Here is a 26,112-nt window from a genome sequence, read left to right on the forward strand (position 1 = left end):
TTGGGAGGAACTTACTCATGATTAAAGTAGGTATTAACGGTTTTGGACGTATTGGTCGCTTGGCATTCCGCCGTATTCAAAATGTAGAGGGCATTGAAGTTGTAGCAATCAACGACTTGACTGACGCTAAAATGCTGGCTCATTTGCTCAAATATGATACAACTCAAGGTCGCTTCGATGGCGATGTTGAAGTACACGACGGCTTCTTCAAAGTGAACGGCAAAGAAGTTAAAGTACTGGCTAACCGCAATCCTGAAGAACTGCCTTGGGGAGACCTGGGTGTAGATATCGTTCTGGAATGTACTGGTTTCTTCACAACGAAAGAAGCAGCTGAGAAACACTTGAAAGGTGGAGCTAAGAAAGTTGTTATCTCCGCACCAGCTACTGGCGACATGAAAACGATCGTTTACAACGTAAACCATGACATCCTTGATGGTACTGAAACAGTAATTTCCGGCGCATCTTGCACAACGAACTGCCTGGCTCCTATGGCAAAAACACTGCAGGACAAATTCGGAATCGTTCAAGGTTTGATGACTACAATTCACGCTTACACTGGCGACCAAAACACATTGGATGCTCCACACCCTAAAGGTGACTTCCGTCGTGCTCGCGCAGCAGCTGAAAACATCATTCCTAACACAACTGGTGCTGCTAAAGCGATCGGTCTGGTTATCCCTGAACTGCAAGGTAAATTGGATGGTGCAGCTCAACGCGTACCAACACCAACAGGTTCCCTGACTGAGCTGGTAACTGTACTGGGCAAAAAAGTAACAGCTGAAGAAGTTAACGCAGCAATGAAAGAAGCTTCCGATCCACAAACTTTCGGATACACTGAAGACGAAATCGTATCTTCCGACATCGTGGGTATCACTTACGGTTCCCTGTTCGATGCGACTCAAACTAAAGTTCTGACAGTGGGCGACCAACAATTGGTTAAAACTGTAGCTTGGTATGACAACGAAATGTCCTACACAGCTCAATTGGTTCGCACATTGGAGCACTTTGCAAAAATGATCAAGTAATATCTGTAATAACATAGAGCGGAAACAGATTGTTATTGTTTCCGCTCTTTATATATGGAACTTTTGCAAATTTCTCATGAACACCAGGACTGACAAGGCATTAAGCTCTTGAAAGGTTCACCAAATACATGGGTGCGGAGGAAATAGAGATGAACAAAAAAAGTGTACGTGATATCGAATTGAATGGAAAACGGGTATTCGTCCGTGTAGATTTCAATGTGCCGCTTGAAGATGGTAAAATTACAGATGACAAACGTATTCGTGCGACACTGCCTACAATCAATTATCTGATTGAAAAAGGTGCTAAAATCATCTTGGCAAGCCACATGGGTCGTCCAAAAGGCGAAGTTGTAGAATCCATGCGTTTGACGCCAGCAGCTGAGCGTTTGTCTGAATTGCTGGGCAAGCCGGTTACCAAAGCGGATGATTCCGTTGGTGAAGCGGTTAAAGCTCAAGTCGCGGCATTGAAAGATGGCGACGTATTGCTGCTTGAGAACGTTCGTTTCCACGCAGGCGAAGAGAAGAATGATCCAGAATTGGCTAAACAGTTCGCCGAACTGGCTGACGTGTTTGTTAATGACGCGTTTGGTGCGGCTCACAGAGCACATGCTTCTACAGAAGGTATCGCTCACCTGCTTCCGGCAGTGTCCGGTTTGTTGATGGAAAAAGAGCTTGATGTGTTGGGTAAAGCGATCTCCAACCCTGAGCGTCCTTTCACGGCAATTATCGGCGGTTCCAAAGTAAAAGACAAAATCGATGTGATCGACAACCTGCTCAACATTGCAGACAACGTAATCATCGGTGGCGGTTTGTCTTACACATTCATGAAGGCTCAAGGCCACGAAGTAGGTCAATCCTTGCTGGATGAGTCCAAATTGGATGTAGCACTTGGCTTTATCGAAAAAGCGAAAAAACTGGGCAAAAACTTCTACCTGCCAGTGGATATCGTAATCTCTGACGATTTCAGTGCGAACGCAAACACGAAAATCGTTGAAGTTGGCGACATTCCTGCAGATTGGGAAGGTATCGACATCGGTCCTAAAACACGTGAGATCTACGCTGACGTAGTTAAAAACTCCAAACTGGTTGTATGGAACGGACCTATGGGCGTATTCGAAATCGAGCCATTCTCCCACGGTACTCGTGCAGTAGCAGAAGCTTGTGCTACAACATCTGCTTACACCGTAATCGGCGGAGGCGACTCTGCAGCAGCAGCTGAGAAGTTCAAATTGGCTGACAAAATGGACCACATCTCCACAGGTGGCGGTGCATCGCTCGAGTTCATGGAAGGCAAAGTGCTTCCAGGCGTAGTTGCATTGAACGACAAGTAAGCTTTAAGCTATAGCATGAAGGAGTTGAAACCAATGAGAACACCAATTATCGCGGGTAACTGGAAAATGTTCAAAACGGTTTCCGAATCCAATGACTTCATTCAGGAAGTTAAAGGAAAAGCGGAAGTCGCAGGCGTAGAAACAGTAATCTGCGCACCTTTTACAAACCTGCCATCCCTGGTAGAAGCTGTGAAAGGCACTAACATCAAAATCGGTGCACAAAATCTTCACTTCGAAGACAACGGTGCATTCACTGGTGAAATCAGCGGTATCATGCTGAAAGAACTGGGTGTAGATTACGTGATTATCGGTCACTCGGAGCGCCGTCAATATTTTGCGGAAACCGATGAGACTGTCAATAAAAAGTTGCATGCAGCATTCCGTCATGGATTGACTCCAATCTTCTGCCTCGGTGAAACGCTTGAAGAGCGCGAAGCAAACCAAACAAAAGACGTATGCAAGGTACAAACGGAAGCAGCTCTGGCTGGTTTGACTGCTGAGCAAGCAGCGCAAGTTGTAATCGCTTATGAGCCTATCTGGGCGATTGGTACAGGTAAATCCTCTACATCCCAAGATGCGAATGAAGTTATTGCTTACATCCGTACATTGGTGAAGGATCTGTACAACGAGCAGGTTGCAGATGCGGTTCGTATTCAATACGGCGGCAGCGTGAAACCGGAAAACGTAACAGAATACCTCGGACAAAGCGACATCGACGGCGCACTTGTTGGCGGTGCCAGCTTGCAGCCGGCTTCGTTCATCGCGCTTGTTGAGGGGGCGAAGTAAGATGACAGCTCCAAAACCTGTAGCACTGATCATTATGGATGGCTTCGGTCTGCGTAACACGGTGGAAGGCAATGCGGTAGCGCAAGCCAAAAAACCGAACTATGACCGTTTTATGAGCCAGTTTCCACATACAACTTTGACTGCTTGCGGTGAGGCTGTAGGTTTGCCGGAAGGCCAAATGGGGAACTCCGAAGTAGGTCACCTGAACATTGGTGCCGGCCGGATCGTATATCAGGATTTGACCCGTATCTCCAAATCGATTCGCGATGGCGAGTTCTACGACAATGAAACACTTGTCAAAGCGGTGCGCGAAGCGAAACAGAACGGTAAAAAGCTTCATCTATACGGCTTGTTGTCCGATGGTGGCGTACATAGTCACATCGACCACTTGTTCGCTATGCTGGATCTGGCTAAAAAAGAAGAGATGAACGAAGTATATATTCATGCCTTCCTGGATGGCCGTGATGTTATGCCGGACAGTGGTAAAGACTTCATGCAGAAGCTGATCGCTAAGATTGATGAAGTGGGTGTAGGTAAAATCGCAACGGTTCAAGGCCGCTACTATGCTATGGACCGTGACAAACGTTGGGAGCGTGTGGAGAAATCTTACCGCGCTATCGTTTATGGTGATGGACCGAAATACACTGACCCACTCAAAGCGGTTGAAGAATCGTATGAGAAATCGGTATTTGACGAGTTCGTTGAACCGACGGTTATCGTTCAAGCGAATGGTGAACCCGTAGGTCTGGTAGAGAGCGGCGATTCCGTTATCTTCCTGAACTTCCGTCCTGACCGTGCAATCCAGTTGTCGCAAGTATTCACGAACTCCGACTTCCGCAGTTTCGATCGTGGACCGAAGTTCCCAGTGGGCTTGCACTTTGTGTGCCTGACATTGTTCAGCGAGACGGTTGAAGGTTATGTGGCTTACGAGCCGAAGAACCTCGACAATACGCTGGGTGAAGTGCTGGTACAGAACAACAAAAAACAACTGCGTATTGCTGAAACTGAGAAATACCCGCATGTAACCTTCTTCTTCAGCGGCGGCCGCGATGTAGAGCTTCCGGGCGAAACTCGCGTGCTGATCAACTCACCTAAGGTAGCAACGTATGACCTGCAGCCAGAGATGAGCGCTTATGAAGTAGCAGATGCAGCAGTCCGTGAGATTGAAGCGGATAAACACGATGCGATTATCCTGAACTTTGCTAACCCCGACATGGTTGGACACTCCGGTATGCTGGAGCCAACGATCAAAGCGGTTGAAGTGACGGATGAGTGCATGGGTCGCGTTGTAGACGCGGTACTTGCCAAAGGCGGAGTAGTGCTGATCACTGCGGATCACGGTAACGCGGATATGGTGTTTGATGAGCAGGGACGCCCGTTCACAGCTCATACCACAAACCCGGTTCCATTTATTGTGACTGATCCAAATGTAACGCTGCGTGAGGGCGGAATTTTGGCCGATATTGCCCCAACCATTCTTGACCTGATGCAGCTGCCACAACCGGCAGAAATGACGGGAACGTCCGTTATTGCTACTCGTAAGTAATTCGTTTTAATAGGTTGTCGAATAAGACAGAGTGGAACTTGGAACGAAGCGGGCAGAACCAATCTGAAGAAGCGTTAGCTAAAAGCTTTCGAAAGAAAGCTGGCATCGTAAGCATACGCTTCGCCTTTATCACATGATTCCAACTTATGAAAATAAGTTCAAAGGAATCCGGGGATAACAGCGATTGGAAGATGGTGCTGCATGCGGAGTGGCTTGGTGAAACTCACCTATTCTGAACGTATTAAAATAAATTCAAAATTAAAGGAGATTATCACACATGACTATTATTTCTGACGTGTACGCTCGCGAAGTCCTCGACTCCCGCGGTAACCCTACAGTTGAAGTTGAAGTATACCTGGAGTCCGGCGCAATCGGACGCGCAATCGTTCCATCCGGTGCATCCACTGGTGCCCACGAAGCTGTTGAGCTTCGCGATGGTGACAAATCCCGTTACCTCGGTAAAGGCGTTCTGCAAGCTGTTAAAAACGTAAATGAAATCATCGCTCCAGAAGTTATCGGTATGGATGCGTTGGATCAACTGGGTATCGACAAATTGATGATCGCTTTGGATGGTACGCCAAACAAAGGTAAATTGGGTGCAAACGCAATCCTGGCTGTATCCATGGCTGTAGCGCGTGCTGCTGCTGACGCTCTGGAATTGCCGCTGTATGTTTACTTGGGCGGATTCAACGCAAAAGCACTGCCAGTACCAATGATGAACATCATCAACGGTGGTGAGCACGCGGACAACAACATCGATGTACAAGAGTTCATGGTACTGCCAGTTGGCGCACCAAGCTTCAAAGAAGCTCTTCGCGTAGGCGCAGAGATCTTCCACAACCTGAAATCCGTACTGAGCTCCAAAGGCTTGAACACAGCTGTAGGTGACGAAGGTGGTTTCGCACCAAACTTGGGGTCTAACGAAGAAGCAATCACTACAATCATCGAAGCAATCGAAAAAGCAGGTTACAAACCAGGTGTTGACGTATTCCTGGGTATGGACGTTGCTTCCACCGAGTTCTACAAAGATGGTAAATACACTTTGGCTGGTGAAGGTAAATCCTACACTTCCGCTGAGTATGTCGACCTTCTGGCTTCATGGGTTGAGAAATACCCAATCATCACAATCGAAGACGGTATGTCCGAAGATGACTGGGATGGTTGGAAATTGCTCACTGAAAAATTGGGTGACAAAGTACAGCTCGTTGGTGACGACTTGTTCGTAACGAACACTGAGCGTCTTGCTAGAGGTATCGAGCAAGGTATCGGTAACTCCATCCTGATCAAAGTAAACCAAATCGGTACATTGACTGAAACATTTGATGCAATCGAAATGGCTAAACGTGCAGGATATACAGCTGTAATCTCTCACCGTTCCGGTGAGTCCGAAGACAGCACAATCGCTGACATTGCTGTTGCAACTAACGCGGGTCAAATCAAAACAGGTGCTCCTTCCCGTACAGACCGTATCGCAAAATACAACCAATTGCTTCGTATCGAAGATCAATTGGATGAGCTTGCTCAATACAATGGTCTTAAAGGGTTCTACAACCTCAAAAAATAAGCTGTTTACACAGCTTTTCGGGCAAGCCGGGTACCGGCTTGTCTTTTTTTGATGATGGTGCAGCAGGTAAGAGGCTGGGTCTAATGAGTAGGCAGGTTATTACGTGGATAAAGTTTGATATGGCATGCCTTTCAGAAGCTGTAAGATGGCTATTTCAAATAGAAATCGCATGCATTGTACTACTTGTAGTACAACCACAGCTGTGCTACAATTAAAGTAACTGTTTTTATGGTGAGATGTTATGCCCACATGGGTAGGAGGTGGAAAGAATGGATATTGCTTTGAAATTGCTGCTCGTTGTTTTCTCGATCGGTCTAATCACTGTAGTATTGCTGCAGCACGGGAAAAGCGCTGGTTTGGCGGGTGCCATCTCCGGTGGTGCGGAACATCTTTTCGGTAAAACGAAAGCGCGCGGATTGGATCTTTTCTTGCAACGTGCAACAGTAGTACTGGGTGCAGGATTTATGATCTTGGCTATTATTGTTACGGTGGTCTCCAAGTAACTTGGATTTAAGCCGTCGAATCAAATCGAATAGCTGAAGCCAATGGCTTAACGGATAAACCTTCGTTTCGTGCAGAAACGGAGGTTTTTTAATAGAATTTTATTGACCCAAAGTTTACCAAAACAACAATGCTGTTCGTCGCCGAAGTCCTCCATGTAAACTCTAAAACTCTAAACACTGGTTTGACTTCTCACTCCGTTCGATGCCCCTTTCACTAATAAAAGTTCCTTTAGTAAGGCAGGCATGTCCTTGCCAGTCGCTGCGCATTCTAATGGTACCTTCTTGCATTGTACTGATTTTTCCAAAAAGTCTGTTCCCGATCAGATCGGGCAGTGTACTCCCTGCATAAACTGTTTGAAACAGCCATACTTAAATGTCAGGCTGGAAGCAGCAGTCAGCTAAAGGTGGTTTTGTTTTTTGAGCAGGTACGGATGGGCTGGATTGAATTCGTGTATACTAGGGTATGAGATAGTAAGGCCGCGGTATTCGGAAATTCATCAACAAATGAACCGTATGGCATCTGTTCGAATACGGCACGGATTCCGATACATAAAGAGAAGAGAACAGACTACACTCTTACGTTTCCCGAGGTGAAAAATAATGATAACCGAACAACAATTACTCGATTTCATGCGGGAGACCGCTTATAAACCAATGACTTATCAGGAGCTGGAACAGCACTTTCAGATTGAAGATGCTGCTGATTTCCGAGCCTTTTTGATTATGCTGAATACGCTGGAGGAATCCGGCCAAATTTTGCTCACAAGTAACAACCGCTATGGCATGCCGGAACGCATGAATTTGGTGCGTGGGCGCCTGCAGGCGCATGCAAAAGGGTTTGCTTTTCTTATTCCTGAAGATCGGGAACACCCGGATGTATATATCCATGCGAACGATATGAAAAGTGCAATGAATGGAGATACGGTGCTTGTCAAAGTGACTTCTCAAGGGCCGTCCGGTGGCCGTCTTGAAGGTGAGATCGTACGGATTGTGACGCGTGCAATCACACAAGTTGTGGGTGTTTTCCAGAGCCACGAAGTGTATGGATTTGTCATTCCGGATGATAAACGGATTAATCGTGATATCTTTATCCCGCGTACGAATTTTGCTGGTGCAGTGGATGGACAAAAGGTCGTTGCCAAAATTGTCAGTTACCCGGAAGGCCGTGCGGCAGCTGAGGGGGAAATTATTGAGATTCTGGGACACAAGGATGAGCCGGGTATTGATATTTTGTCCGTCATTCGCAAGCATCAGCTGCCTGAAGCTTTCCCGGAAGAAGTGATGGAAGAAGCGGAAAAAGCCCCGGATTCCATTACAGATGAAGAGATTATTCAGCAGGGACGCCGTGACCTGCGTGGTCTGAACATCGTTACGATTGATGGTGAGGATGCGAAGGATCTGGATGATGCCGTTAACGTGGAAAAACTGCCAAACGGAAACTACCGTCTGGGTGTTCATATTGCGGATGTGGGTTACTATGTGCGTGAGAACTCCAAACTGGATCAAGAAGCGTATAACCGTGGATGCAGTGTGTATCTCGTTGACCGGGTTATTCCGATGCTGCCGCAGCGGCTGTCCAACGGGATCTGCAGTTTGAATCCGCAGGTGGATCGTCTGACATTGTCCTGTGAGATGGAATTTAACGATCAGATGAAAGTTGTGAAGCACGATATTTTCACAAGTGTCATTAAGACGAAAGAACGTATGACGTACTCTAACGTACGTAAAATACTCGAAGGCGAAGAACCGGAGCTGCTTGAGCGTTATAAAGATTTGGTGGATGACTTCCACTTGATGAAAGAGATTGCTTTGAAGCTTCGTGCGATGCGTATGCGCCGGGGAGCGGTTGACTTTGATTTTGAAGAGTCCAAAATTATTGTCGATGAGAACTGTAAACCGGTGGATATTGTGAAACGGGAGCGTTCCATTGCGGAACAGATCATTGAGGAATTCATGCTTGCAGCCAATGAGACAGTAGCTGAACATTTTCACTGGCTCAAAGTGCCGTTCATCTATCGTGTGCATGAAGACCCAGATCAGGAAAAACTGCAAAATTTTCTCGCCTTTGCGGCGAATTTTGGACACCATGTCAAAGGAAGAGGCAATTCTGTTCATCCACGAGCGCTTCAATCGCTGCTCGAGGATATTAACGGCACGAAGGAGCAGACAGTCATCAGCACGATGATGCTGCGTTCCATGAAACAGGCGAAATATGACTCGGAAATGTCGGGCCACTTTGGTCTGGCGGCAGAATTCTATAGTCACTTCACATCTCCGATTCGTCGTTATCCCGATCTGGTTATTCACCGGGTCATTCGAGAGGTCATTGAGAATAACGGAGCATTACCTGAAAACCGTCAGGAGTACTTGGCAAGCCGCATGTCGGATATCGCACAGCAGTCCTCGGAACGTGAACGTGTAGCGGTTGAAGCTGAGCGGGATACGGAGAAAATGAAAAAAGCCGAATACATGCTCGACAAAGTTGGTGAAGAGTTTGAAGGTATCATCAGCAGTGTAACCAGCTTTGGCATGTTTATTGAGCTGGAGAACACGGTAGAAGGTTTGATTCGCCTCAGTGCCCTGACAGATGATTACTACCATTTTGACGATCAGCATATGGCTTTGATTGGGGAACGTACTTCCAAGGTGTTCCGCATCGGTGACGAAGTGAAGATTCGTGTAGCCCGTGTAAGCATGGAAGAATATACGATCGATTTTGAAATGGTGGATATGAAACCTCGCCGAGAACGTGATGGCGGTTTCGATCGTGGTGCTCGCGGTGGTAAAGGTGGTCGTCCTGGTAGCGGAGGCAGCCGAGGCGGAGCCAAAGGTGGCTTCGGTGGAAGCCGTGGCGGCAAAGGCGGCGGAGCAGGTGCAGGCGGTAAACGTGACCGCGGGGGCAGAACGGCAGAAGACAATAGTAAAGGTGCTCGCGGTGGGCGTGGCGGAACGGTAAATGCCGGAGCAGGTGCTGGCTCATCAGCGGGTGGATTTGCTGGTAAAGGCAGCGGCAGACCTAAAGGTGAACGTCGTGCGAGTGATGCAAATGCCGGAGCAGGTGCTTCAGGTAGTCGTGGTAAAGGTGCAGTGAGCTTCGGTTTTGGCTCGGGCAAGGGCGGATATAGCTCATCCCCAGCGGGTCAGGATAGCGGATCAGGTGAGCGTAGTCAGGGAAGCAGCCTGAATGGAAGTGGCCGTGGAGAAGGAAGCTTCAAATCCGGTAAGGGTGGCAGCGGTAAAGGTGGCAAAAGTGGAGGTAAACGTAAGAACACCTCACCCAGCGGTATTTTTATCGGCGATAATGCTACACCGGGCGGCGCGCAAGAAGGCGGAGCACCGCGTCGCAAGCGGAAGAAGAACAAAGGCGGAGCTGGAAACAGTACGGCAGCTTTTGTACGCAAGAAAAAGAAGTAAGAGCCAAGTTGACGCTGCGGGCAAAATCGGTTGATCTAATCGTTTCTGCTCGCGTTTCAGTACCAATAAGTCTGCAAACCATCAATATGGGATGCCGTTTCGCATGAGCTGAAAAGGGTAATGAGAGGAGGCGGCAGAGGCTGCCTCTTTCTTGATTTTAACAGCCGTCCTTGCTACAATTAAGGTCTGGCACAGGTGTTTTGGTGCACCATGGATGCTGTACTGATACAGCGTGGTACGGGTTTATTTTACGAAGAAGGAGTGAGGACATGGGCAAGAATGATGGACAGAGTAAAGTGCTTGCACAGAACAAAAAGGCTTCCCATGACTACTTCATTGAAGATACGTATGAAGCGGGCATGGTATTGACCGGTACGGAGATCAAGTCTCTTCGGAACGGCCGTGCGAATATCGGTGATGCGTTTGCGACGATTCGCAACGGTGAGATTCATATTCACAATATGCATATTAGTCCTTTTGAACAAGGGAATCGGCATAATCCAATTGATCCAACACGCACACGTAAGTTGTTAATGCATAAAGTGCAGATTCATAAGCTGCTTGGACTGTCCAAGCAGGATGGATACAGCATTGTGCCGCTGAAGATCTATATCCGTAATGGCTATGCGAAACTATTGCTTGGCTTGGGTAAAGGTAAGAAGCAATATGATAAACGTGACACTGCCGCGAAGCGTGATGCGCAGCGTGATATCCAACGTGCACTGCGTGAAAAGCAGAAGGTTGCGCGTTAAAGAGAATTACTATTCGTATAAGCAAATTGGTATGCAGATGTTGAGCTTGTTGGTTTAGCATATCGATGATTTGATGCAATGAAGAGTCCTCGCGGCTTGCCTGATATCAGGTGAGCGTGAGGTTTTTTTGTATAGTCTGCGTAAGTTTGTTAAAGCGTGGGTAAATTAATATAACCAACGGCTGCAAAGTGCATTCTACGCATGTTTGTGTGAGGTGTTTACGTTGGTGTTATCCCATCGCTGCAGCTCCAAATTGCCTGCACACCTTTACACGGCAAAGATGTGGTGTTTTATTTTATTAGATACGATATGCAGTTGGGTAAACTTTACTTCCGATGGTTGACGCGGTATAATATGTAGACGATTGAGCCTGATGGCGTGGTTATAAGGCCAAGTTGGATAACCTTGTATCTGTGCTCAATACACTGGATTGCCTTCCAGCAATCTGCACTATTTCGGCAGTCTGAGCTGTGATATGATTATTCATGTAGCAGACAGGAATGCCGAGTATGTAAGAAACATCTTTTCACCTTGGAGGGATTAGATGTGCAGCACCTTTGCTCCGTATTCACGGATTAATCCTGGAGCCCTTCTTATATGAGGGGGCGTTTATGGATTCGACGGGGATAGTTCGAGCATGGGTAGCGGGTAGTGGGGACGCGTCCGCTTCATCAACGCTAAAGCCTATTAAACGGCAAACAACAAACAAACTACGCTTTCGCAGCCTAAGAAACTGTGTGCGTGCTTCTAACCTGCATCGCCCATGTGACAGGATTAGGGGCTAACAAGTAGTGGGATACGCTGTCACATCTCCGCCTGGGGTGTGCTGAAGAAGACAATCAGGCTGACCCAACGTATAGCCGGTTACGGGGCGATACTCGGGTGACATCAAAACTGTGACTACACCCGTAGAAGCTTATGTGTCGTTATCTTCGGACAGGGGTTCGACTCCCCTCGCCTCCATTAGTAGTATCAGAAGAAGCACCTAAGAGGGTGCTTTTTTTCTTTGTTCTTATACATGGTGGTTTGAAAAACCCTATAATTACTGGGGTTTTACCAGCAACTATAGGGCATCAGAATTATTTTGTTTGATTTAAGGTGTGGTGGCACAACGAATCAGAACTTATTTCCATTCACTCACCATTGTTTTCTCATACATAACCTTATCATTCATAGTCAGTTGTAGACTCAGATAGATCTTTTTAGTGTCTCTGTTGATGTAAAGCTTCGAGATATACTTGCTAGCTAAAGCATGCAATAACTGTGGATTGGGCACTTCTTGATCTAGTAGACTAATAAAGGATTGAATATCATATCGGATACCTGCAATATACTCCTCAGACACATGGAATTCGGACCAGTTAGATGTTAGCCGAAGGTATGACTCTGACTTCTCCCTCAGCTCATTTTGCATCTCTGCAAGCATTTCCTGATGGTAAGGCTTTGCCTTTCCAGTAGAGATGTCATCTTCGATTAATTCTATTCGTTTTTTCAAAAATTCCAGTTCGTTTTCCATAATTGTTTTCTGAGTAGTATGTTGTTGATTACTCTCGGTGTAGAATTGACGCATTTCTTCAACTAGATTATTCCCCATGATCAGACTCAATATATGGATGCGTAGACGATTAGAGACTATCTCTTCTATCCGTTCCTTATTCCATCCAGCATATGGACAGAAGTCTTTACCTTTTCTAAGGTAACCGCCGCATACATAGTATTGTTTTTTTCCACCTTTCATTTTACTTGATGTGGAGTTACCTACCATTCGTGAACCGCACTTTTCGCATACCATAACCCCTCGTAACCAGAAAGGGGAGGCTAGTTTGCTATCGAAAGGCTTATGTGTTTCTCCACCGCCAGTATTTCTTTTCTTTGCGTTCTCTTGGCACTTGTTAAAGATATCTTCCGATATAATTGAAGGGTGGGCATTTTCAGTAATGATCCACTCTGAACGGTCACGCCATTTCTTACCTTTGGTTTGATAATCTTGCTTATTCCAGCAACGCCGACCAACATAAGCCTCGTTAAAAATGATAGCTCTAATTGTGCTGGATGCCCATGTACCGCCTTTCTGGGAGGGGATTTGTCGGCGGTTTAGTTCAGAGGCGATCTTTGTGTAACCCATTCCTTCATGAGCATACTGGTTGAAAATCCATTTTACGACATCTGTCTCTTCACGTGGGCCGAGTATCCATACTGCTTTGGTTTTACTATTCCCTAGGGCAATATGTTCTGTACGATATCCATATGGAGGTGTACCACCGTTGTTGTACCCTTGCTTTGCGTTCTGCGTCATGCCCTTCCTTACCTCGGTAGCTAAGTTTGCGTTAAAGAACTCCGAAATGATCTCCAGCATCCCTTCCAGCAACATATCTTGTGGTGTCTCTGCCTCTGTCTGCTCCGTAACTGAAATGACTTTCACACCGCATTGATTGAGTAGTGCTTTGTAAATAACATGGTCGTCCCGCTTACGAGAAAAACGATCAAACTTATGAACAATAACCGCATCGAATGGCCGATTTGGGCGTTTAGCCAATGCAATCATCTTCTGGAACTCTGGACGATCATCTGTCTTTGCTGATTTTCCTTTCTCAATGAACTCATTAACGATGATCCAACCTTTCTCCAGACAATATTGCTGAATGGCTTTAACCTGTGCTGGAATAGACAACTCTTTCTGTGCTTGGCGATCTGAAGACACACGGACATAAATAGCTACTTTCATTGAATACCTCTCCCTTTTATTTGTTTTTTGGCATAAAAAAAGCAGGTACCCGTTTTGGCGTACCTGCGATGAGACTGCTGTTATTGTGTTTTACTGATCTTTCTTGCCATCAATGATGCTTGAGTGGCATCCCATAGCTGTTGATCGACAATTGCTGGATGTGCGTTCTCTGCGACAATCCACTCGGACATATCGTTCTGTTTTCCATCTCCGTCCGACTTCTTATTCCAGACACGCTTACCGAGATAGACTGAATTGTTGAGGATAGCAAGCACTGTGGATGGAGCCCAACTCTTCCCCTCAATGACTTTTTGCTGATTCAGTTCACGAGCAATTCGCTTGCCTCCATGACCTTCTACCGCCATCTGAAACATCTGCTGGACTAATTTGACCTCTTCATTACTTCCAAGCTCATACGTGACCTTTTTGCCTGTCTGAACTCGTCGATAACCGAATGGCACTCTACCTCCGCAATGGAATCCTTGAGAGGCATTTTCCCTCATGCCCTTCAACGTTTCGTGACGTAGATTAACGTTGTAGAACTCACTGATAACTTCCAGCATTGACTCTAACAGAAAGCCATGTGGCGTATCCGTATCAATAGGCTCGGTTGCAGATACAACGGTAACACCTTGCTTTTTTAGTAACGCTTTGTATACAGCATGATCTCCACGATTGCGACTGAACCGATCAAACTTGTGGACGACAATTGCAACAAAGTGTTTATCTGTTTTCTGAGCATTCACAATCATTCGTTGAAAGTCTGGTCTCTCATCTGTTTTTGCAGACCTAGCTTCATCTATATATTCATCCACGATAGACCATCCACGCTCGTCCGCGTATCGTTGCAGTGCTTCTCGTTGAGCAGGGATGGATAATTCACGTTCTGCTTGTTGTTCAGATGATACACGAAGATAAGTTACTACATTCATTTTCCATCATTTCCTTTCCTCTGTGTTAGTCACTATTAAGTAAATACAGTCTATCCACCTTTCTTTTTTGAGCGCTTCTCACCACTCGATATTCACTGTAAAACGCAAAAAGCCCGAATCCTATTGGAGTCAGGTAATATGAGATCGTTAAGTTGATAGTAAGGCAGTCAAGGCTGAGCGATAGCGAATTCATTTTAGCCTTGATTGGCGTTTTTACTAAGCCAACGCTGTATTATGCCCTTGGCTAAATGCCAAGGGGCGGCTCACGCCGAGTGCTGGGATTGCAAAGGGTAGAACCCTTTGTGTGTCCCCTTAGGGGACGGAAGGGGGACTTAAACTATTAAATCTAAAGGATGCTGATCGTAATGGAGCCATGCATAGTCAATGATATTCCAAAATAAGGAGCTAACGTGTGGTTTATCAAAGAAAACCCATCCATTTATCTGTTTTCCACTTGATAGATTAAGAGGTAACTCAATAGAATTCTTAACTTTAGTATGACGCATAGTTTTCTTTACATGACGGAAGGCCTGAGAACGTTTTGTGCCTACAAAACAGGAAACATTATAATCCATTCCTCCTAAGCCGACGTTTAAATCAACTCCATTCCTGACATCTTGATTTAGTGAGTAACCAACATGATTGAAAGATCTCGATTCAGAGACTAGACAATAGAAATGAATCTCTCTCACTAGAGAAGGGTAACCTCGAAGGATTCTGGCCAAAACGGATTTGTGGCAAAACCCATTGAGTTTAACACTGTGTACCTGTGTGAAGTAATCTGCAAATTCCTTTTGAGAAGGGACACGTTGTTGAAGAATAATGTATGACCATAGAGTTAACATCATATTCGGAAATTGAGTTGCATATTCGACTTTATTGTCTTTATCCACAATGAACTGGGGAGTGATCCGCGAAACTTCAAGCTCGATTTCTTTTGAGGATAGGTTAATCCCAGACGTAAGATCAATCATGGGTAGAATCAACACCTTTTAGAAGGTCATATGCCTTATCAAGCTTATTTTGTCTTTCAATTCTTTTCTTAGTCAACTCAATTTCGTTTTCCAGCCTAAGTAGTAGCTCTTCAGCATCCAGATGCCTTGCTTTTAGGTGTAGTGTTCTTTCAACTGAAGGATCATTAGCTATTGGACTACGTATAGTATATTTTATTTCAATTTCATATTGTGCAGATCGAATGTCCCTTTCTTCGTAATGTCTACCTAGAAAGAAACGTTTTGGAGTGTGAGCAGTGAAGATTTCGACAGGAACTTGATAATAAGCAGCAAGAGCCTCAAGGGTTGATTGTCTAGGCAGTGTGTCCGAGCTCTCTAGCTTATATAAGCCTGTATGGCTAATGGTGTTGCTGTCGTTTGAGACTCGTTTTACAGAGTATTGTCCTACATATATCTTATTCAGTTCTTCACGTACCCAGCGTAACCTTTCGCTGAATGTAAGGAGTGTAAGTTTCTGTAGTTCTTCTCCTTCAATCCATCTTCCCGTATTATCATAAATCATCGTACGACTCTCCTTCCTGTTCTAATAAGAGTATAGACCATAACCACTCGAAAGTAAAGTTATAATAAATGTTTACTTTTTGTTTACCATAATGTAATATGAGAAAAAATTGTTTTATTGGAGGGGTGAACACTAGGATGCTTAGCATAAGAGAGAAGATACCTTTGTTTAACTTTTTGAAGCTATCAGGAAAATTGGAGTATGACGATGAATAGCTTCGACGTTTGTTTAACATCTCTGATAATAACCTAGAAATTGTTCAGAATCCGAACATGCACAGAACAAACAAGGAGAGATGAGATTATGATCCACATAGATACCCTTCATATTGAGACGCACGGAGCTATACCAGAGGAAAGCTTAAAAGAGATGACTCTTAGGGACAGGAGAGGCTTCAATACCTTTAGTACGTATACTGGAAGCACATATAGAACGTACGATGGCCGCTATGATAATGTTTTTATTAAACATACTGTAGAGAGCCAGAAAATTAAGATTGAGATTGATTCATGCGGCGGCTTCCTACATGGTAACAGCATGATTCCAATAGGAGATAGACAGAGTTTCTTAGATAAGTTAGAAAGCTTCCTAGTTGAAACAACTAACGTCTCACTAATGCTACCTCTCTCAGATGCCCAGATAAAAAGAATGGATATTAAATATGACTTCCAAGTTGGAGACGAAGTGCGAGACTATTTATCTGCAATTGCAAAGCACTCAGTTCCTGGACATCAACGAGACATTCTTGGGAATGGAGATACCGTAGTGTTTAAAAATTCTTCAAGAAAGATGATGTTCTACAATAGGGAGGCAAACTGTATCAATCGAAGGAAGTCAGAAGAGGAGACCGAGATGAGTAAGGGGGTTATTCGGTTTGAGGTGGCTTGTAATTCAGCAGAACTATTACGAGCACTGAAGCTGAATACAGTCTGTATAAATGATGTCTTTAACTCAAATGTGACAGAGGGTTTACTACGGCGCTACTTTGACAAGGTGAAGTTCATTGACAGGGTAACTAGCACTGAAAGTGAGTTGCTTAGGATTCTTCAAGATAACTTTGGCGAAAACAAGGGCTATCGCATATTATCGTATATAAAAGCCAAACAAGATGGTAATCTATCAGGCTTTTCTCGAACGACTAAATATGAGTATGAGAAGCTTCTTGAAGAGAAGGGGATTGCTTCTGTCATTGGAGAGAGGAGCTTAGCTCCCCTGAAGGTAGCTGGTAGATAGTATTGATACTTTGCCCAAGCTTAGAGCTAGAAAGCCCCTATGACACTTTAACGTTGGATAGAGGCGTCTTCTAGCACTCTTAACTATTTAGATTCTGGTGCATAGTACTGTCGAATAGGATTTTCTTTTGCTTTCCACACCTTTTCTACTTCTAGTATCCATTTGCTTCTCATCTCAAATTTACGCTTATCTGGGTTGCTAGAATCGATGCGAGAAAGAATCTTTATGAAATCATCCACAAACTTCACCATATCTATAGTTTGGCAAATGTCTTCTACAGATATGGTGACCATTCTACAGTATCGTGGATTCCAGATTGCTAAAGCTTTAATAGGGTCTTCGAAGTCTGGGGTTAAGCAAGATAGCACCCAATAACCAATAAGCTGTCTAAGATGCCCTACCTTCCATGCAAATGTAGATTCTGTTTTGATCTCGATGAGTGTACCATCAAGGATTAAGTCTCCATCAGCTCCATTAACAAGCTGTGATATTGCAGACCCAAAGGTGGGGTTGCAATTCAAGTCTTGCTTCATTTTGAATAGATGTGAATTCTTCAGAGATGCTTGAGTTAGAAGATGTAGTTCTTCAACATCAGAACTTTGAATGCTGATAGTATTATTATCAGTCATATAGCCTGAGCGGTAATATTGATCTAAATAGCCTAAGAAAATACAATCCTCTAGCAAGGAAGTGTTAAGTTCTTCGGTACCATCAATATATTTAATTCTTCGCTCAATGATCTGATGATAACGTTCAACTATGCCAGGTATTTGTTCGCTTAAATAGTTAACTGAAATTGATGCAACAAGACTGTCTCCATCATGTTCTTGGGAGATTCCATTTATTCGCTGAGCATAGGCGCGTAGCCAATAATCATAAGCGTTTCCTATCACAGGTGCGACTGAAGTTAGTCTTGGTACTATTATGGATGGCTTAGATGGGAATGGGGATTCATTATCAGGCGACTTAAATAATGCCTTCATGTTAGGTACTTCAGAAAACAACTTTTTAATCTCCTCATTTTTTGTAAGTAGGCTTGTCAAAGACACATTATCACGCTCCTTTTCGAGTACCATCCATGATATTTAGAATGATTTTGAGATAGGGGGTATTTACCATCTATCTCGCTATTATCTGATTAGTCGCCTTCATTTACAATGTAAGAATTATATGATAGTGATGAATGATGTAATCAAGCTCAAATATATCCCCTCTCTTTTAATGAAACATAGCTACCATCGCCTATAATCATATGATCCAACAAGGGTATACCGATGAGATTTCCGACTTCAACCAGACGTTTGGTAAGAACAATGTCTTCAGGGGACGGTGTAGGATCGCCACTAGGGTGATTGTGAGCACAAATAACAGATGCGCTTGCCCTTTTTATAGCTGAGCGAAACAATTCTCTAGGGTGAACTATGGCTGCGTTAAGACTGCCTATGGATATGATTTCTTTGGCAATCAAGTAGTTCTTAGTGTTAAGAAACAAGCAAACGAAAAATTCCCTATTCTTTAGAGCAAGATCGTTGTGCAATACTTCATATGCGTTTTTAGGAGAGCGAATTATAGTCTTTGCCTGTCTAGGCGTGTAAAGCATTTTGACTATCTCAATTGCAGATATAATCTGACTTGCTTTGACTTTGCCTATACCGTGTATTTCCATCAATTCTTCCTGAGTAGTATCAAGCAGATCATGTGGTGTTGAGAATCTTTCAATGAACTGATTTACGGTATAATTTTCTATATTCTCACGCAAAGTTCTAGCGATAAATGTTCTGTACAGATGTGCATTGTGTTCCATTGATTTATTAATCCTCCGTTCAAGAATCAGGTATAGTGCCTTTCTTGTATGTTTTAGGAAATCCAAATAGCGTATTAGTATCAACCTTTAGGATCGCTGTGCGATGCGATTCTTTTTATATCTGCTTTTCAGACTGATGATGATGCTTAGCTACTTGAGAGGGGAAGTATTTAGTAAAGTATCGGGAGACATAATAAGCAGAAAGCTGATCATCGAGTTTCCAAGATCGTTTGAAGTATACGTAGAGAACTGTCCCAGCCATCTGGATGTGTCCGTTCATTACAAGTTGTCGCAGTGTAGTTGTTAGATTCTCAGGTAACCCCTTCTTATCATTCAATAGATTCACGCTCCTTTCATGGACTACTCTCACTCATCCTATTTTCTCTGTATAGCAAAAAGGCCATTCCTCTAGTTATTAGAAGAATGGCCTTTATTTTTTGGATTTAATTTATCTGGAATTTTCAGTCCTCTTAAAGCTCCGTAGGCAGTTGTTAACCTCGTTGCCCGTGAAACATATTTCTCTGAATTTTTCACTGGTAGGGGTGGCGGCCCCTCGAGTTCTATTTGTGTCTTTCGAAGAAGTGTCTTCTCAGCAACTTTCCCAAAGGGGCTTTTCCAATGATTGTTGCACCAAGTCAAAGTCTCCTCTTTCACAGTGCGGTAAATCAGATTTCGATCCAGTATAGGGGAACGACATAGAAGATTACTTAGATAGTTAACTTCGTACTGTTGGCAAGATAGTGGGCCTAGGTCCCATTCATAGAACTCTAGTTCACTTCCATATACTGTTTGTCTAATCATTAGCCCATAAGTTTCAATGAGTGTGAACCCATGAAGCACCCCGTATTTTTTACTAGAGAAAGGAGGTACATAATAGTTTATAGGCTGTCTGTACAGAGTTATATTCCATTGAATATTATCATTACTAATGTGTTTTTTTACGAACAAAATCTCCTTTTGGTTGTCCATGTAATACACTCCTTCATTGTTATTTGAACTTTTTGTTTTTGAATCTCTATCTTAGTAATTTTAAGAAGCATGTTTTTCTCACCTCCTTTCATGTCAAAAGCAGTTTCCCCATGCTGAGAGAAACTGCTTTATTAAAACTAGTCATTCCAACTGAGGACAAGTTGAAGAAGTTCGAGCGCCTTTTGTTGATCTGTTTCAGTTCTATTTTGAAGCATTGTTATGATCTTGGCTAATGTGTATGGAGCAGGTATATTTTCATGACCTATTGGTTTAATGTGTTCAAATAATTCTGATATAGGCATGTCCAATGCTGTGGTGACTTTCTCTAGGCTTCGAACGGTAATGTTCTTCTCTCCTCGTTCAATCTTACCAATATAAGAAGCGTTAAGCTCGGACATCTCTGCTAGACGTTCTTGGCTTAACCCTTTACTTATACGTGATGCTCTTATTCGGGCTCCGATTACAATGAGCCAATCAGACATATTATCACCTCTAGAGCCACGTTAACGAAAAGATAAGAATGGTTCTAGGGATTATAAGAACAACAAAACATTTTAATATACCTTTTAAGGACTATAAGTGATATAAATAAGATATATGAAAGGGACTAACCTTTAGATTGATTAGAAAATACAAATTAGAATGCTTGAGTAAGAGGAGAGGAGGAAGTATTGGAATATATGCTGTAGGGGGAATTTACTATGATAATTGCATTATTGATTGGTCTAATATTTATAATAGGGTTATTTTTCTCTGCGAGCACAAAGAAGGACGCGTTTAAGTATGGGTGTCTAATTATTTTCATATTATTGATTGTCATTGCAGCTGGTATATTCAGCTTACTTCTATTGTTATAGGTGACAATGGCAGGAGGGGGTGGCCGATTCTAAATGAATCACTAATTCATAATGATAAGTAACTAGGGTTGGAAAAATGTTGATTTTTAACCTGGTAATAGAGAATTTATTATGTATACGATCATATTACGCAATTGCCCCCCCCATTTTAGTTACATGTATCATAGAAAACCCCAATATATGATATCAACCTCGAAACGCTGTTCTAACAAGCTTTTGAAAACAAATTAGCAAACACATGTGTAATGAATTGAAAATCTATATATTATATAGGGTCTGCACCTAAAAGGAGATGTAAAATGATAAGAAAAATTACTGCTGCATTTTTGATTACTTCTATGTTGGTAATGGGAGTATCCTCATTTTCCTCGGTTTATTCTGCAAGTCCTGTTCAGATACAATCAGCGTATACTGCTCAGGCAAATTTTGCGAAAGAGTTTCAATTAGATATCAAGACTGTCTCAAGCCCAATGTTCTACGATATCAATAATGATAAGTCTGAAGAGATCGTGATTACAGCTGCAAGCAAAGATCAAGGGGACTGGATTATTGGTTACATAGGTATCTACACTAAAGACGGAAAGAAAGTAACATCCAAGAGTGTAGAAGGACAGAATGTTGTTGGGCTTAAGAAAATTAAAAATAAAGCCTATAAAAACGCGTTAGCTATTGTTTATGGTGCTGGGAACGGTGGGGTGTCCGTTGATGTCACGGTACTTCAATCTGGGAAGTTGAATATAATTTACAGTACAGGAGCACTGGTAAGAGAGGAGGCCGTCATTAAGGATTCTGATAAAGACGGAAGTGATGAAATTTATGGTTTGCAATATTATGATGCTCTAGAAACACGATCTCTCTCCAAAGCAGATGGTATTTACGATAAGAAGGTTTATAAATGGGACGTGAGCAAGAATAAATATATTAAGGTCATCTATGGTCAGGATGGGATTGAGGATACTAAACGGAAAAAAGTAGACAGTATTACTTCTAAAACGGCTTTGAATCTTTTGCAAAATGCTCGTACAAGACAGGTGTCTATATCAGTTCCCACTACCCTTAATAATTTCGACAAGAAGCTGGAGCCGCTTTTTACGTATAATTTCATAGCTCGAGTCAATGCAGAAGGACTGTTTACTGACAGTAAAGGTCGGGTAACTCCTCAGTACTTGGGGAGCGATGACTATACTTGGCTAGTACCTGCATTCAACCCGATTAAAAAGGCGACGTTCAAGCTCTCATCCAATAAGCAATCAGCTACTGTGACTCAATCTATTACTGAGAATGTAGAAGGCGACCTTTATACTGTAATCTATAGTGCAACCCTGGTAAAAACAAAGTACGGTTGGAAAGTGGATAGTTTTGAAACGATGTATTAATACTTAGATCACCATCTAAAGAGTGCCTTATATGGTGCTCTTTTTTCGTTAAAGGATTGAATATATATTCAAGTCAGAATAATAAAGAAAGTTTATGTGGCTAGTAAAGCTAATTCCATCTATAGTAAAGTAAACAAGTTCTACTGAATAAGTTTAATTTTGGGCTGAACAGATAAAACCGAGAATTAGTTATTATGTATTCAATATCGAATTAATTGGGAAGGGGGCAAACCGATGGGTGATAATACAGCAGCAACCAATTTAAATAGAGAGATCTTGATAAGGAATTTAGGATTGCAACAATATAAGAACACGAGTATATATACAAATAATAGATGTTTTGTTATTTCCCCTTCTTCGCAAAATACATATGGTTGGTTTGATTTGAGACAGATTAACCTTGATCGTTTCGATGCGACAAATGATCGTGGACATCTATTGGTGCGATTCAAAGATGAATTTTTATGGGCTGACTTAAATTATATCATTCAATACTGCATATCTGATGAAAGTTCAGTGTATACACCTAGCATAGGCGTTCACTGGAAATTTAACGTAGTTAAAGATAGTGAAGATAGTTATATCGCTGTAAATCGGACTGGGAAGCAGATATGCAAGCTTATAAGCATGTCTGTTGATGAGCTTAAGAGGATTATGTAGTCTTCATAATAAAGTCAGAATAATCTAAAATAGAAAAATAAATGGTGGGGACATTGGCTCAAGTTAGTGAAGAAGTGGATAGATTTTAAATACGTGTCCTAACAGGATATGGATCGTCTGCCTTAGTGTATCAACTGATGTAAAATATAAATTTCAATTGGCACAACAATAAATGATTCCATATATGTAATCGAACTGAATCTGAAAAACATTCATAAAGGAGATAGATAGTATATGAATAAGAATGAAATTAGAAGGTTGAAAAAAGGTAAAGATTTAATTGAAGTACTTTTAAATGATATTAAAACATCGGGAAAGCTTTCAGCGGTGTTTAATCGAAGGGATTCTTTCCATCACATTTTTTACAACGAGAATAGGTTTGATGAAGTGTTTTTGTCAATATTTCCAATTGAAAGACTAGAGATTATTAGTAGTGTACTCCATACAATAAAAACGGCGATCTCTTCCTCGGGAAATCTGATATCTGGTTATAATAGAATAGAGATTAAGAAGGATGAATTGATATCCATACTTGAAGAAATTAAATTGTACATTGTTCGGTCCATGGAAGTTAATGGTTTCAATATCTTTTATTCCTGGCAAAGTGATCTACAGAACAATACAAATCGTACTTTTATTGAATCTGCTTTAGAGCAGTCTATTAGGGACATAAGCAAAGAGTTGCAAATTCCCTTTTCTTTGGACAAGGACACGACAAATAGATCAGGATCTCCCGACATTGCGAAGACAATATTAGAGAAAATTAATAGTTGTTTTATATTTGTAGCTGATATATCTATAGTATTAGCATCTGATAAAAAAGGGAAGAAGACCCCCAATCCCAATGTTCTCTTTGAATTGGGGTATGCACAAGGAGTATTGGGTGAAGAAAACATAATAATGGTCTTCAATACTGCTTTCGGAACTATAGAAGAATTACCGTTTGATTTACGTGGTAAAAGAATAATGCAATATAGTTGCCATAGTGAAATGTCAGACACTGAAAAGGCAGCAGCTAAGTCGGAATTAAAGAAACAACTCAGTCGTGCAATTAGATTAAGGGGTAATTCAGAAATAAGATAGATGTCTACATAATTAAATAATTACTGTGATACGTGGGTAACTTAAATTAATAAGCGATTAAAAGCCTATGTCATTACCGTCGAGCAGGAAACAACTTTTTTTGCTTCCACAACAATCTTTTTCGAAGAGACATCTCAAACGGTGTCTGTTGAGTTGTCCTCTTATGCATGATGGTTTAGAAAGCTTTATAATTAAAGAATTTTAACCAGTATCGATTGAACCTGGAGCTATATTTTGAGGTTGGAATCATGATAATGTAGTAACAGGTGGATATTTTGAGTAAAAACAAAGAACCTTAACGATAACGTATGAGTCGGATTTTAATACAGCTACCATGTCAAAGCATTAATAGCGCAGCGCCCTTGTGGCGCTTTTCGTTTCTCTGAATGCAGGGTATCCATTCATGATTGTCAAATATTTAGATATACAGTTGGGATGGGAGAAGTAGTAAAATACATCTGAGATTATCACAAATTTTCAGGTGGCAGTGTAAAGAAAAGTGAATATTTGCTTACGAACGTTGTGCATATATCTCAATTACTAGAGAGATATTAGCCTCTTAGGGAGGATTGAAAAGATGGATACAGTTTTCTTTGACTGGAAGACATTGAATGCACTTAAAAAGATAGAATCCGTTAACAATATAGATAGATTGTTTATCGCTACAGCATTTTTAGAGCAGAGTGGGGTTGACTGGATACAGCGCTTGACTGATCAATGGGGGTTGAAGAAGGAAAAGATTAAAGTGTTCCTGTCTATTGACTTCTCGTTAAATCAGCCATCTGCTTTACTGCAACTATTGGATCGTTTTGCTTCCATATATATTGTTACGAAGGAAAGGCTCCATGCGAAAGTGGTATTGGCAATAGATAAAAATGGTACTGGTAAAGTAATGAGTGGTTCTGCTAACCTTACTCATAATGGAATATACAATAACTTGGAACTCAGCGCGGTTCTAGATGTATCCAAGAGCAATACTAATATCCAAATATTTTTTTCGAAGCTTGAAGAGCTATCAGTTAAAGTGAACACGGACATTATTGAGAGTTATCGTTTAAGAGAGAAAGAAATTCAGAGCATTCCATTTGCTAATGATAGCTTAAATATGCTGTTCAATGCAGTATTTAATAACGCTGATAACGCTGAACTGCCTTCACCTAATCTTTTTGAGGGGTATTTCTTTGTTTATGAAGATTACGAAACCCTACTTGAAGATAATGCGCCTCTGGTCACAAACGAATTGCGCCAAAGAAGAAATGCTGTCCGTAAAAAATTGTTATTTCTGCATGATACGCTTGAACCAATAGCTAACAAGTTGGGATTATATTCTCATTGGGATGATAATCATAAGGCTTCACATATAGAGCCCTCTCAGTTTAATTATGGAAGAGTTAACTGGATAGCGGTTCGCTTCGGTAAGCATAAGTCACAGCTTGATAAGTTGTTGCCAGAGCGGTTCTATGGTGAGCGGGAGTTATACTCCTTCCCTAAGCATGGGTGTATTCAAATGTCCTTAAACCAGTATGGACTATCTGTAGGTCTCTTCCATGCTGTTAGACACGATTCTTGGGATCGTTTTTATGTCAGGGATAGGATTGAAAGTGACCCGAGATTTGTTGAAACAATAACTCAGCATTTAAAAAGTCTCATAGGTTATGGTTATGTATGGAATATATATGACCCAGTGTCTGGGAATGGATATGTGTTTAACATTGACTCAGATTCCTTGGATTTATTTCCAAACTTTTATGCTAATGATCAGTCAGGGTTTGAATCGTACCTCATTACCACATACGATCATTTGAACAATGAAATAAAGACATCTAAAAAGATAACCGATACTATTAAGGTCCATTTGGAGCTGTTGAAGTCATTGTATGATCATATGGTACAAGTCCCATAGATGATGATAATTGTGGTAAAATAAAATATATTAATTGCGAAGAAATGCTGTTTGTTATCATTTAAATTCAGTAAACTATATATTCCCAGAGCATTGGGATACTTTAATAACCAAAGGAATTGTACCGCCGAATT

General features: G+C 42.3%; 21 protein-coding genes and 1 other RNA gene. 14 read left to right on the top strand and 8 right to left on the bottom strand.

Features of this window, described 5'->3' with window-relative positions; translation table 11 throughout:
* The first annotated feature begins 17 nt into the window (after positions 1–17).
* The 9 genes from gap (at position 18) to ssrA (ending at position 11,887) form a co-directional block, all read left to right on the top strand.
* Entirely contained in the window at positions 18–1,025 is a 1,008-nt protein-coding gene (gap, locus tag MKY97_RS00905; RefSeq protein ID WP_154959906.1) for a type I glyceraldehyde-3-phosphate dehydrogenase, read from the top strand.
* 149 nt (positions 1,026–1,174) lie between these two features.
* Positions 1,175–2,356 carry a phosphoglycerate kinase gene (locus MKY97_RS00910; RefSeq protein ID WP_342553704.1) on the top strand — a complete coding sequence of 394 codons (1,182 nt, stop codon included), beginning with the start codon at positions 1,175–1,177 and terminating at the stop codon, positions 2,354–2,356.
* Between the two features lie 33 nt (positions 2,357–2,389).
* Complete coding sequence (gene tpiA, locus MKY97_RS00915; RefSeq protein WP_342553705.1) at positions 2,390–3,142, top strand: triose-phosphate isomerase; 753 nt, start codon at positions 2,390–2,392, stop codon at positions 3,140–3,142.
* Between the two features lies 1 nt (position 3,143).
* A complete protein-coding gene (gpmI, locus tag MKY97_RS00920) occupies positions 3,144–4,688 on the top strand; it encodes a 2,3-bisphosphoglycerate-independent phosphoglycerate mutase (protein ID WP_342553706.1) in 1,545 nt (514 codons plus the stop codon).
* Positions 4,689–4,965: 277 nt separating this feature from the next.
* A complete protein-coding gene (gene eno, locus MKY97_RS00925) occupies positions 4,966–6,252 on the top strand; it encodes a phosphopyruvate hydratase (RefSeq protein ID WP_123066178.1) in 1,287 nt (428 codons plus the stop codon).
* Positions 6,253–6,521: 269 nt separating this feature from the next.
* Positions 6,522–6,755 carry a preprotein translocase subunit SecG gene (gene secG / locus MKY97_RS00930; protein WP_111270229.1) on the top strand — a complete coding sequence of 78 codons (234 nt, stop codon included), beginning with the start codon at positions 6,522–6,524 and terminating at the stop codon, positions 6,753–6,755.
* A gap of 600 nt (positions 6,756–7,355) precedes the next feature.
* Positions 7,356–10,169 (top strand): ribonuclease R, encoded by a 2,814-nt coding sequence (gene rnr / locus MKY97_RS00935; RefSeq protein WP_342553707.1) that lies wholly within the window; start codon positions 7,356–7,358, stop codon positions 10,167–10,169.
* Between the two features lie 269 nt (positions 10,170–10,438).
* On the top strand, positions 10,439–10,921 hold the full coding sequence (gene smpB, locus MKY97_RS00940; protein ID WP_342553708.1) for an SsrA-binding protein SmpB: 483 nt from the start codon (positions 10,439–10,441) through the stop codon (positions 10,919–10,921).
* 601 nt (positions 10,922–11,522) lie between these two features.
* Positions 11,523–11,887, top strand: a transfer-messenger RNA (tmRNA) gene (ssrA, locus tag MKY97_RS00945).
* A 157-nt stretch (positions 11,888–12,044) separates the two neighbouring features.
* Here ssrA and MKY97_RS00950 read toward each other — a convergent pair.
* The 4 genes from MKY97_RS00950 to MKY97_RS00965 form a co-directional block, all read right to left on the bottom strand.
* A complete protein-coding gene (locus MKY97_RS00950) occupies positions 12,045–13,646 on the bottom strand; it encodes a recombinase family protein (protein ID WP_342553709.1) in 1,602 nt (533 codons plus the stop codon).
* 80 nt (positions 13,647–13,726) lie between these two features.
* Complete coding sequence (locus MKY97_RS00955) at positions 13,727–14,578, bottom strand: recombinase family protein (protein WP_342553710.1); 852 nt, start codon at positions 14,576–14,578, stop codon at positions 13,727–13,729.
* 332 nt (positions 14,579–14,910) lie between these two features.
* The gene (locus tag MKY97_RS00960; protein WP_342553711.1) at positions 14,911–15,552 is read right to left on the bottom strand and encodes a hypothetical protein; all 642 of its coding nucleotides are present in this window, start codon (positions 15,550–15,552) and stop codon (positions 14,911–14,913) included.
* Complete coding sequence (locus tag MKY97_RS00965; protein ID WP_342553712.1) at positions 15,545–16,093, bottom strand: helix-turn-helix transcriptional regulator; 549 nt, start codon at positions 16,091–16,093, stop codon at positions 15,545–15,547. Before MKY97_RS00965 ends, MKY97_RS00960 begins: the two co-directional genes overlap by 8 nt.
* A gap of 303 nt (positions 16,094–16,396) precedes the next feature.
* On the opposite strand from MKY97_RS00965, the gene MKY97_RS00970 reads away from it, so the two are divergent.
* A complete protein-coding gene (locus tag MKY97_RS00970) occupies positions 16,397–17,326 on the top strand; it encodes a phage/plasmid replication protein (protein WP_342553713.1) in 930 nt (309 codons plus the stop codon).
* 83 nt (positions 17,327–17,409) lie between these two features.
* On the opposite strand, the gene MKY97_RS00975 is transcribed toward MKY97_RS00970, so the two are convergent.
* The 4 genes from MKY97_RS00975 to MKY97_RS00990 form a co-directional block, all read right to left on the bottom strand.
* Positions 17,410–18,375, bottom strand: coding sequence for a hypothetical protein (locus MKY97_RS00975; RefSeq protein ID WP_342553714.1), 966 nt, complete (start codon positions 18,373–18,375; stop codon positions 17,410–17,412).
* A gap of 149 nt (positions 18,376–18,524) precedes the next feature.
* Positions 18,525–19,130, bottom strand: a complete 606-nt coding sequence (gene radC, locus MKY97_RS00980) for a DNA repair protein RadC (protein ID WP_342553715.1) — start codon at positions 19,128–19,130, stop codon at positions 18,525–18,527.
* A 408-nt stretch (positions 19,131–19,538) separates the two neighbouring features.
* A complete protein-coding gene (locus MKY97_RS00985; RefSeq protein WP_342553716.1) occupies positions 19,539–20,099 on the bottom strand; it encodes a hypothetical protein in 561 nt (186 codons plus the stop codon).
* Between the two features lie 137 nt (positions 20,100–20,236).
* On the bottom strand, positions 20,237–20,581 hold the full coding sequence (locus tag MKY97_RS00990) for a helix-turn-helix transcriptional regulator (RefSeq protein ID WP_342553717.1): 345 nt from the start codon (positions 20,579–20,581) through the stop codon (positions 20,237–20,239).
* Positions 20,582–21,255: 674 nt separating this feature from the next.
* On the opposite strand from MKY97_RS00990, the gene MKY97_RS00995 reads away from it, so the two are divergent.
* From MKY97_RS00995 to MKY97_RS01010, 4 genes are all read left to right on the top strand, one after another.
* Positions 21,256–22,332, top strand: a complete 1,077-nt coding sequence (locus MKY97_RS00995; RefSeq protein ID WP_342553718.1) for a hypothetical protein — start codon at positions 21,256–21,258, stop codon at positions 22,330–22,332.
* Positions 22,333–22,566: 234 nt separating this feature from the next.
* Complete coding sequence (locus tag MKY97_RS01000) at positions 22,567–22,992, top strand: hypothetical protein (protein ID WP_342553719.1); 426 nt, start codon at positions 22,567–22,569, stop codon at positions 22,990–22,992.
* Between the two features lie 234 nt (positions 22,993–23,226).
* A complete protein-coding gene (locus tag MKY97_RS01005; protein ID WP_342553720.1) occupies positions 23,227–24,075 on the top strand; it encodes a TIR domain-containing protein in 849 nt (282 codons plus the stop codon).
* Between the two features lie 577 nt (positions 24,076–24,652).
* Positions 24,653–25,978 carry a phospholipase D family protein gene (locus MKY97_RS01010; RefSeq protein WP_342553721.1) on the top strand — a complete coding sequence of 442 codons (1,326 nt, stop codon included), beginning with the start codon at positions 24,653–24,655 and terminating at the stop codon, positions 25,976–25,978.
* Positions 25,979–26,112: the final 134 nt, after the last annotated feature.

The sequence above is a fragment of the Paenibacillus sp. FSL R7-0652 genome (assembly GCF_038595045.1).
In the GTDB taxonomy this organism is placed as follows: domain Bacteria; phylum Bacillota; class Bacilli; order Paenibacillales; family Paenibacillaceae; genus Paenibacillus.

What these genes read in the sequence shown, in the direction of transcription:
- rnr (WP_342553707.1), top strand. Translation starts at nt 7,356, where the DNA reads ATGATAACCGAACAACAATTACTCGATTTCATGCGGGAGACCGCTTAT.
- MKY97_RS00990 (WP_342553717.1), bottom strand. Translation starts at nt 20,581, where the DNA reads ATGTCTGATTGGCTCATTGTAATCGGAGCCCGAATAAGAGCATCACGT.
- MKY97_RS01005 (WP_342553720.1), top strand. Translation starts at nt 23,227, where the DNA reads ATGAATAAGAATGAAATTAGAAGGTTGAAAAAAGGTAAAGATTTAATT.
- smpB (WP_342553708.1), top strand. Translation starts at nt 10,439, where the DNA reads ATGGGCAAGAATGATGGACAGAGTAAAGTGCTTGCACAGAACAAAAAG.
- MKY97_RS00985 (WP_342553716.1), bottom strand. Translation starts at nt 20,099, where the DNA reads ATGGACAACCAAAAGGAGATTTTGTTCGTAAAAAAACACATTAGTAAT.
- MKY97_RS00965 (WP_342553712.1), bottom strand. Translation starts at nt 16,093, where the DNA reads ATGATTTATGATAATACGGGAAGATGGATTGAAGGAGAAGAACTACAG.
- MKY97_RS00960 (WP_342553711.1), bottom strand. Translation starts at nt 15,552, where the DNA reads ATGATTGATCTTACGTCTGGGATTAACCTATCCTCAAAAGAAATCGAG.
- MKY97_RS01010 (WP_342553721.1), top strand. Translation starts at nt 24,653, where the DNA reads ATGGATACAGTTTTCTTTGACTGGAAGACATTGAATGCACTTAAAAAG.
- MKY97_RS00955 (WP_342553710.1), bottom strand. Translation starts at nt 14,578, where the DNA reads ATGAATGTAGTAACTTATCTTCGTGTATCATCTGAACAACAAGCAGAA.
- secG (WP_111270229.1), top strand. Translation starts at nt 6,522, where the DNA reads ATGGATATTGCTTTGAAATTGCTGCTCGTTGTTTTCTCGATCGGTCTA.
- radC (WP_342553715.1), bottom strand. Translation starts at nt 19,130, where the DNA reads ATGGAACACAATGCACATCTGTACAGAACATTTATCGCTAGAACTTTG.
- gpmI (WP_342553706.1), top strand. Translation starts at nt 3,144, where the DNA reads ATGACAGCTCCAAAACCTGTAGCACTGATCATTATGGATGGCTTCGGT.
- MKY97_RS00910 (WP_342553704.1), top strand. Translation starts at nt 1,175, where the DNA reads ATGAACAAAAAAAGTGTACGTGATATCGAATTGAATGGAAAACGGGTA.
- tpiA (WP_342553705.1), top strand. Translation starts at nt 2,390, where the DNA reads ATGAGAACACCAATTATCGCGGGTAACTGGAAAATGTTCAAAACGGTT.
- MKY97_RS00950 (WP_342553709.1), bottom strand. Translation starts at nt 13,646, where the DNA reads ATGAAAGTAGCTATTTATGTCCGTGTGTCTTCAGATCGCCAAGCACAG.
- MKY97_RS00970 (WP_342553713.1), top strand. Translation starts at nt 16,397, where the DNA reads ATGATCCACATAGATACCCTTCATATTGAGACGCACGGAGCTATACCA.
- gap (WP_154959906.1), top strand. Translation starts at nt 18, where the DNA reads ATGATTAAAGTAGGTATTAACGGTTTTGGACGTATTGGTCGCTTGGCA.
- eno (WP_123066178.1), top strand. Translation starts at nt 4,966, where the DNA reads ATGACTATTATTTCTGACGTGTACGCTCGCGAAGTCCTCGACTCCCGC.
- MKY97_RS00995 (WP_342553718.1), top strand. Translation starts at nt 21,256, where the DNA reads ATGATAAGAAAAATTACTGCTGCATTTTTGATTACTTCTATGTTGGTA.
- MKY97_RS01000 (WP_342553719.1), top strand. Translation starts at nt 22,567, where the DNA reads ATGGGTGATAATACAGCAGCAACCAATTTAAATAGAGAGATCTTGATA.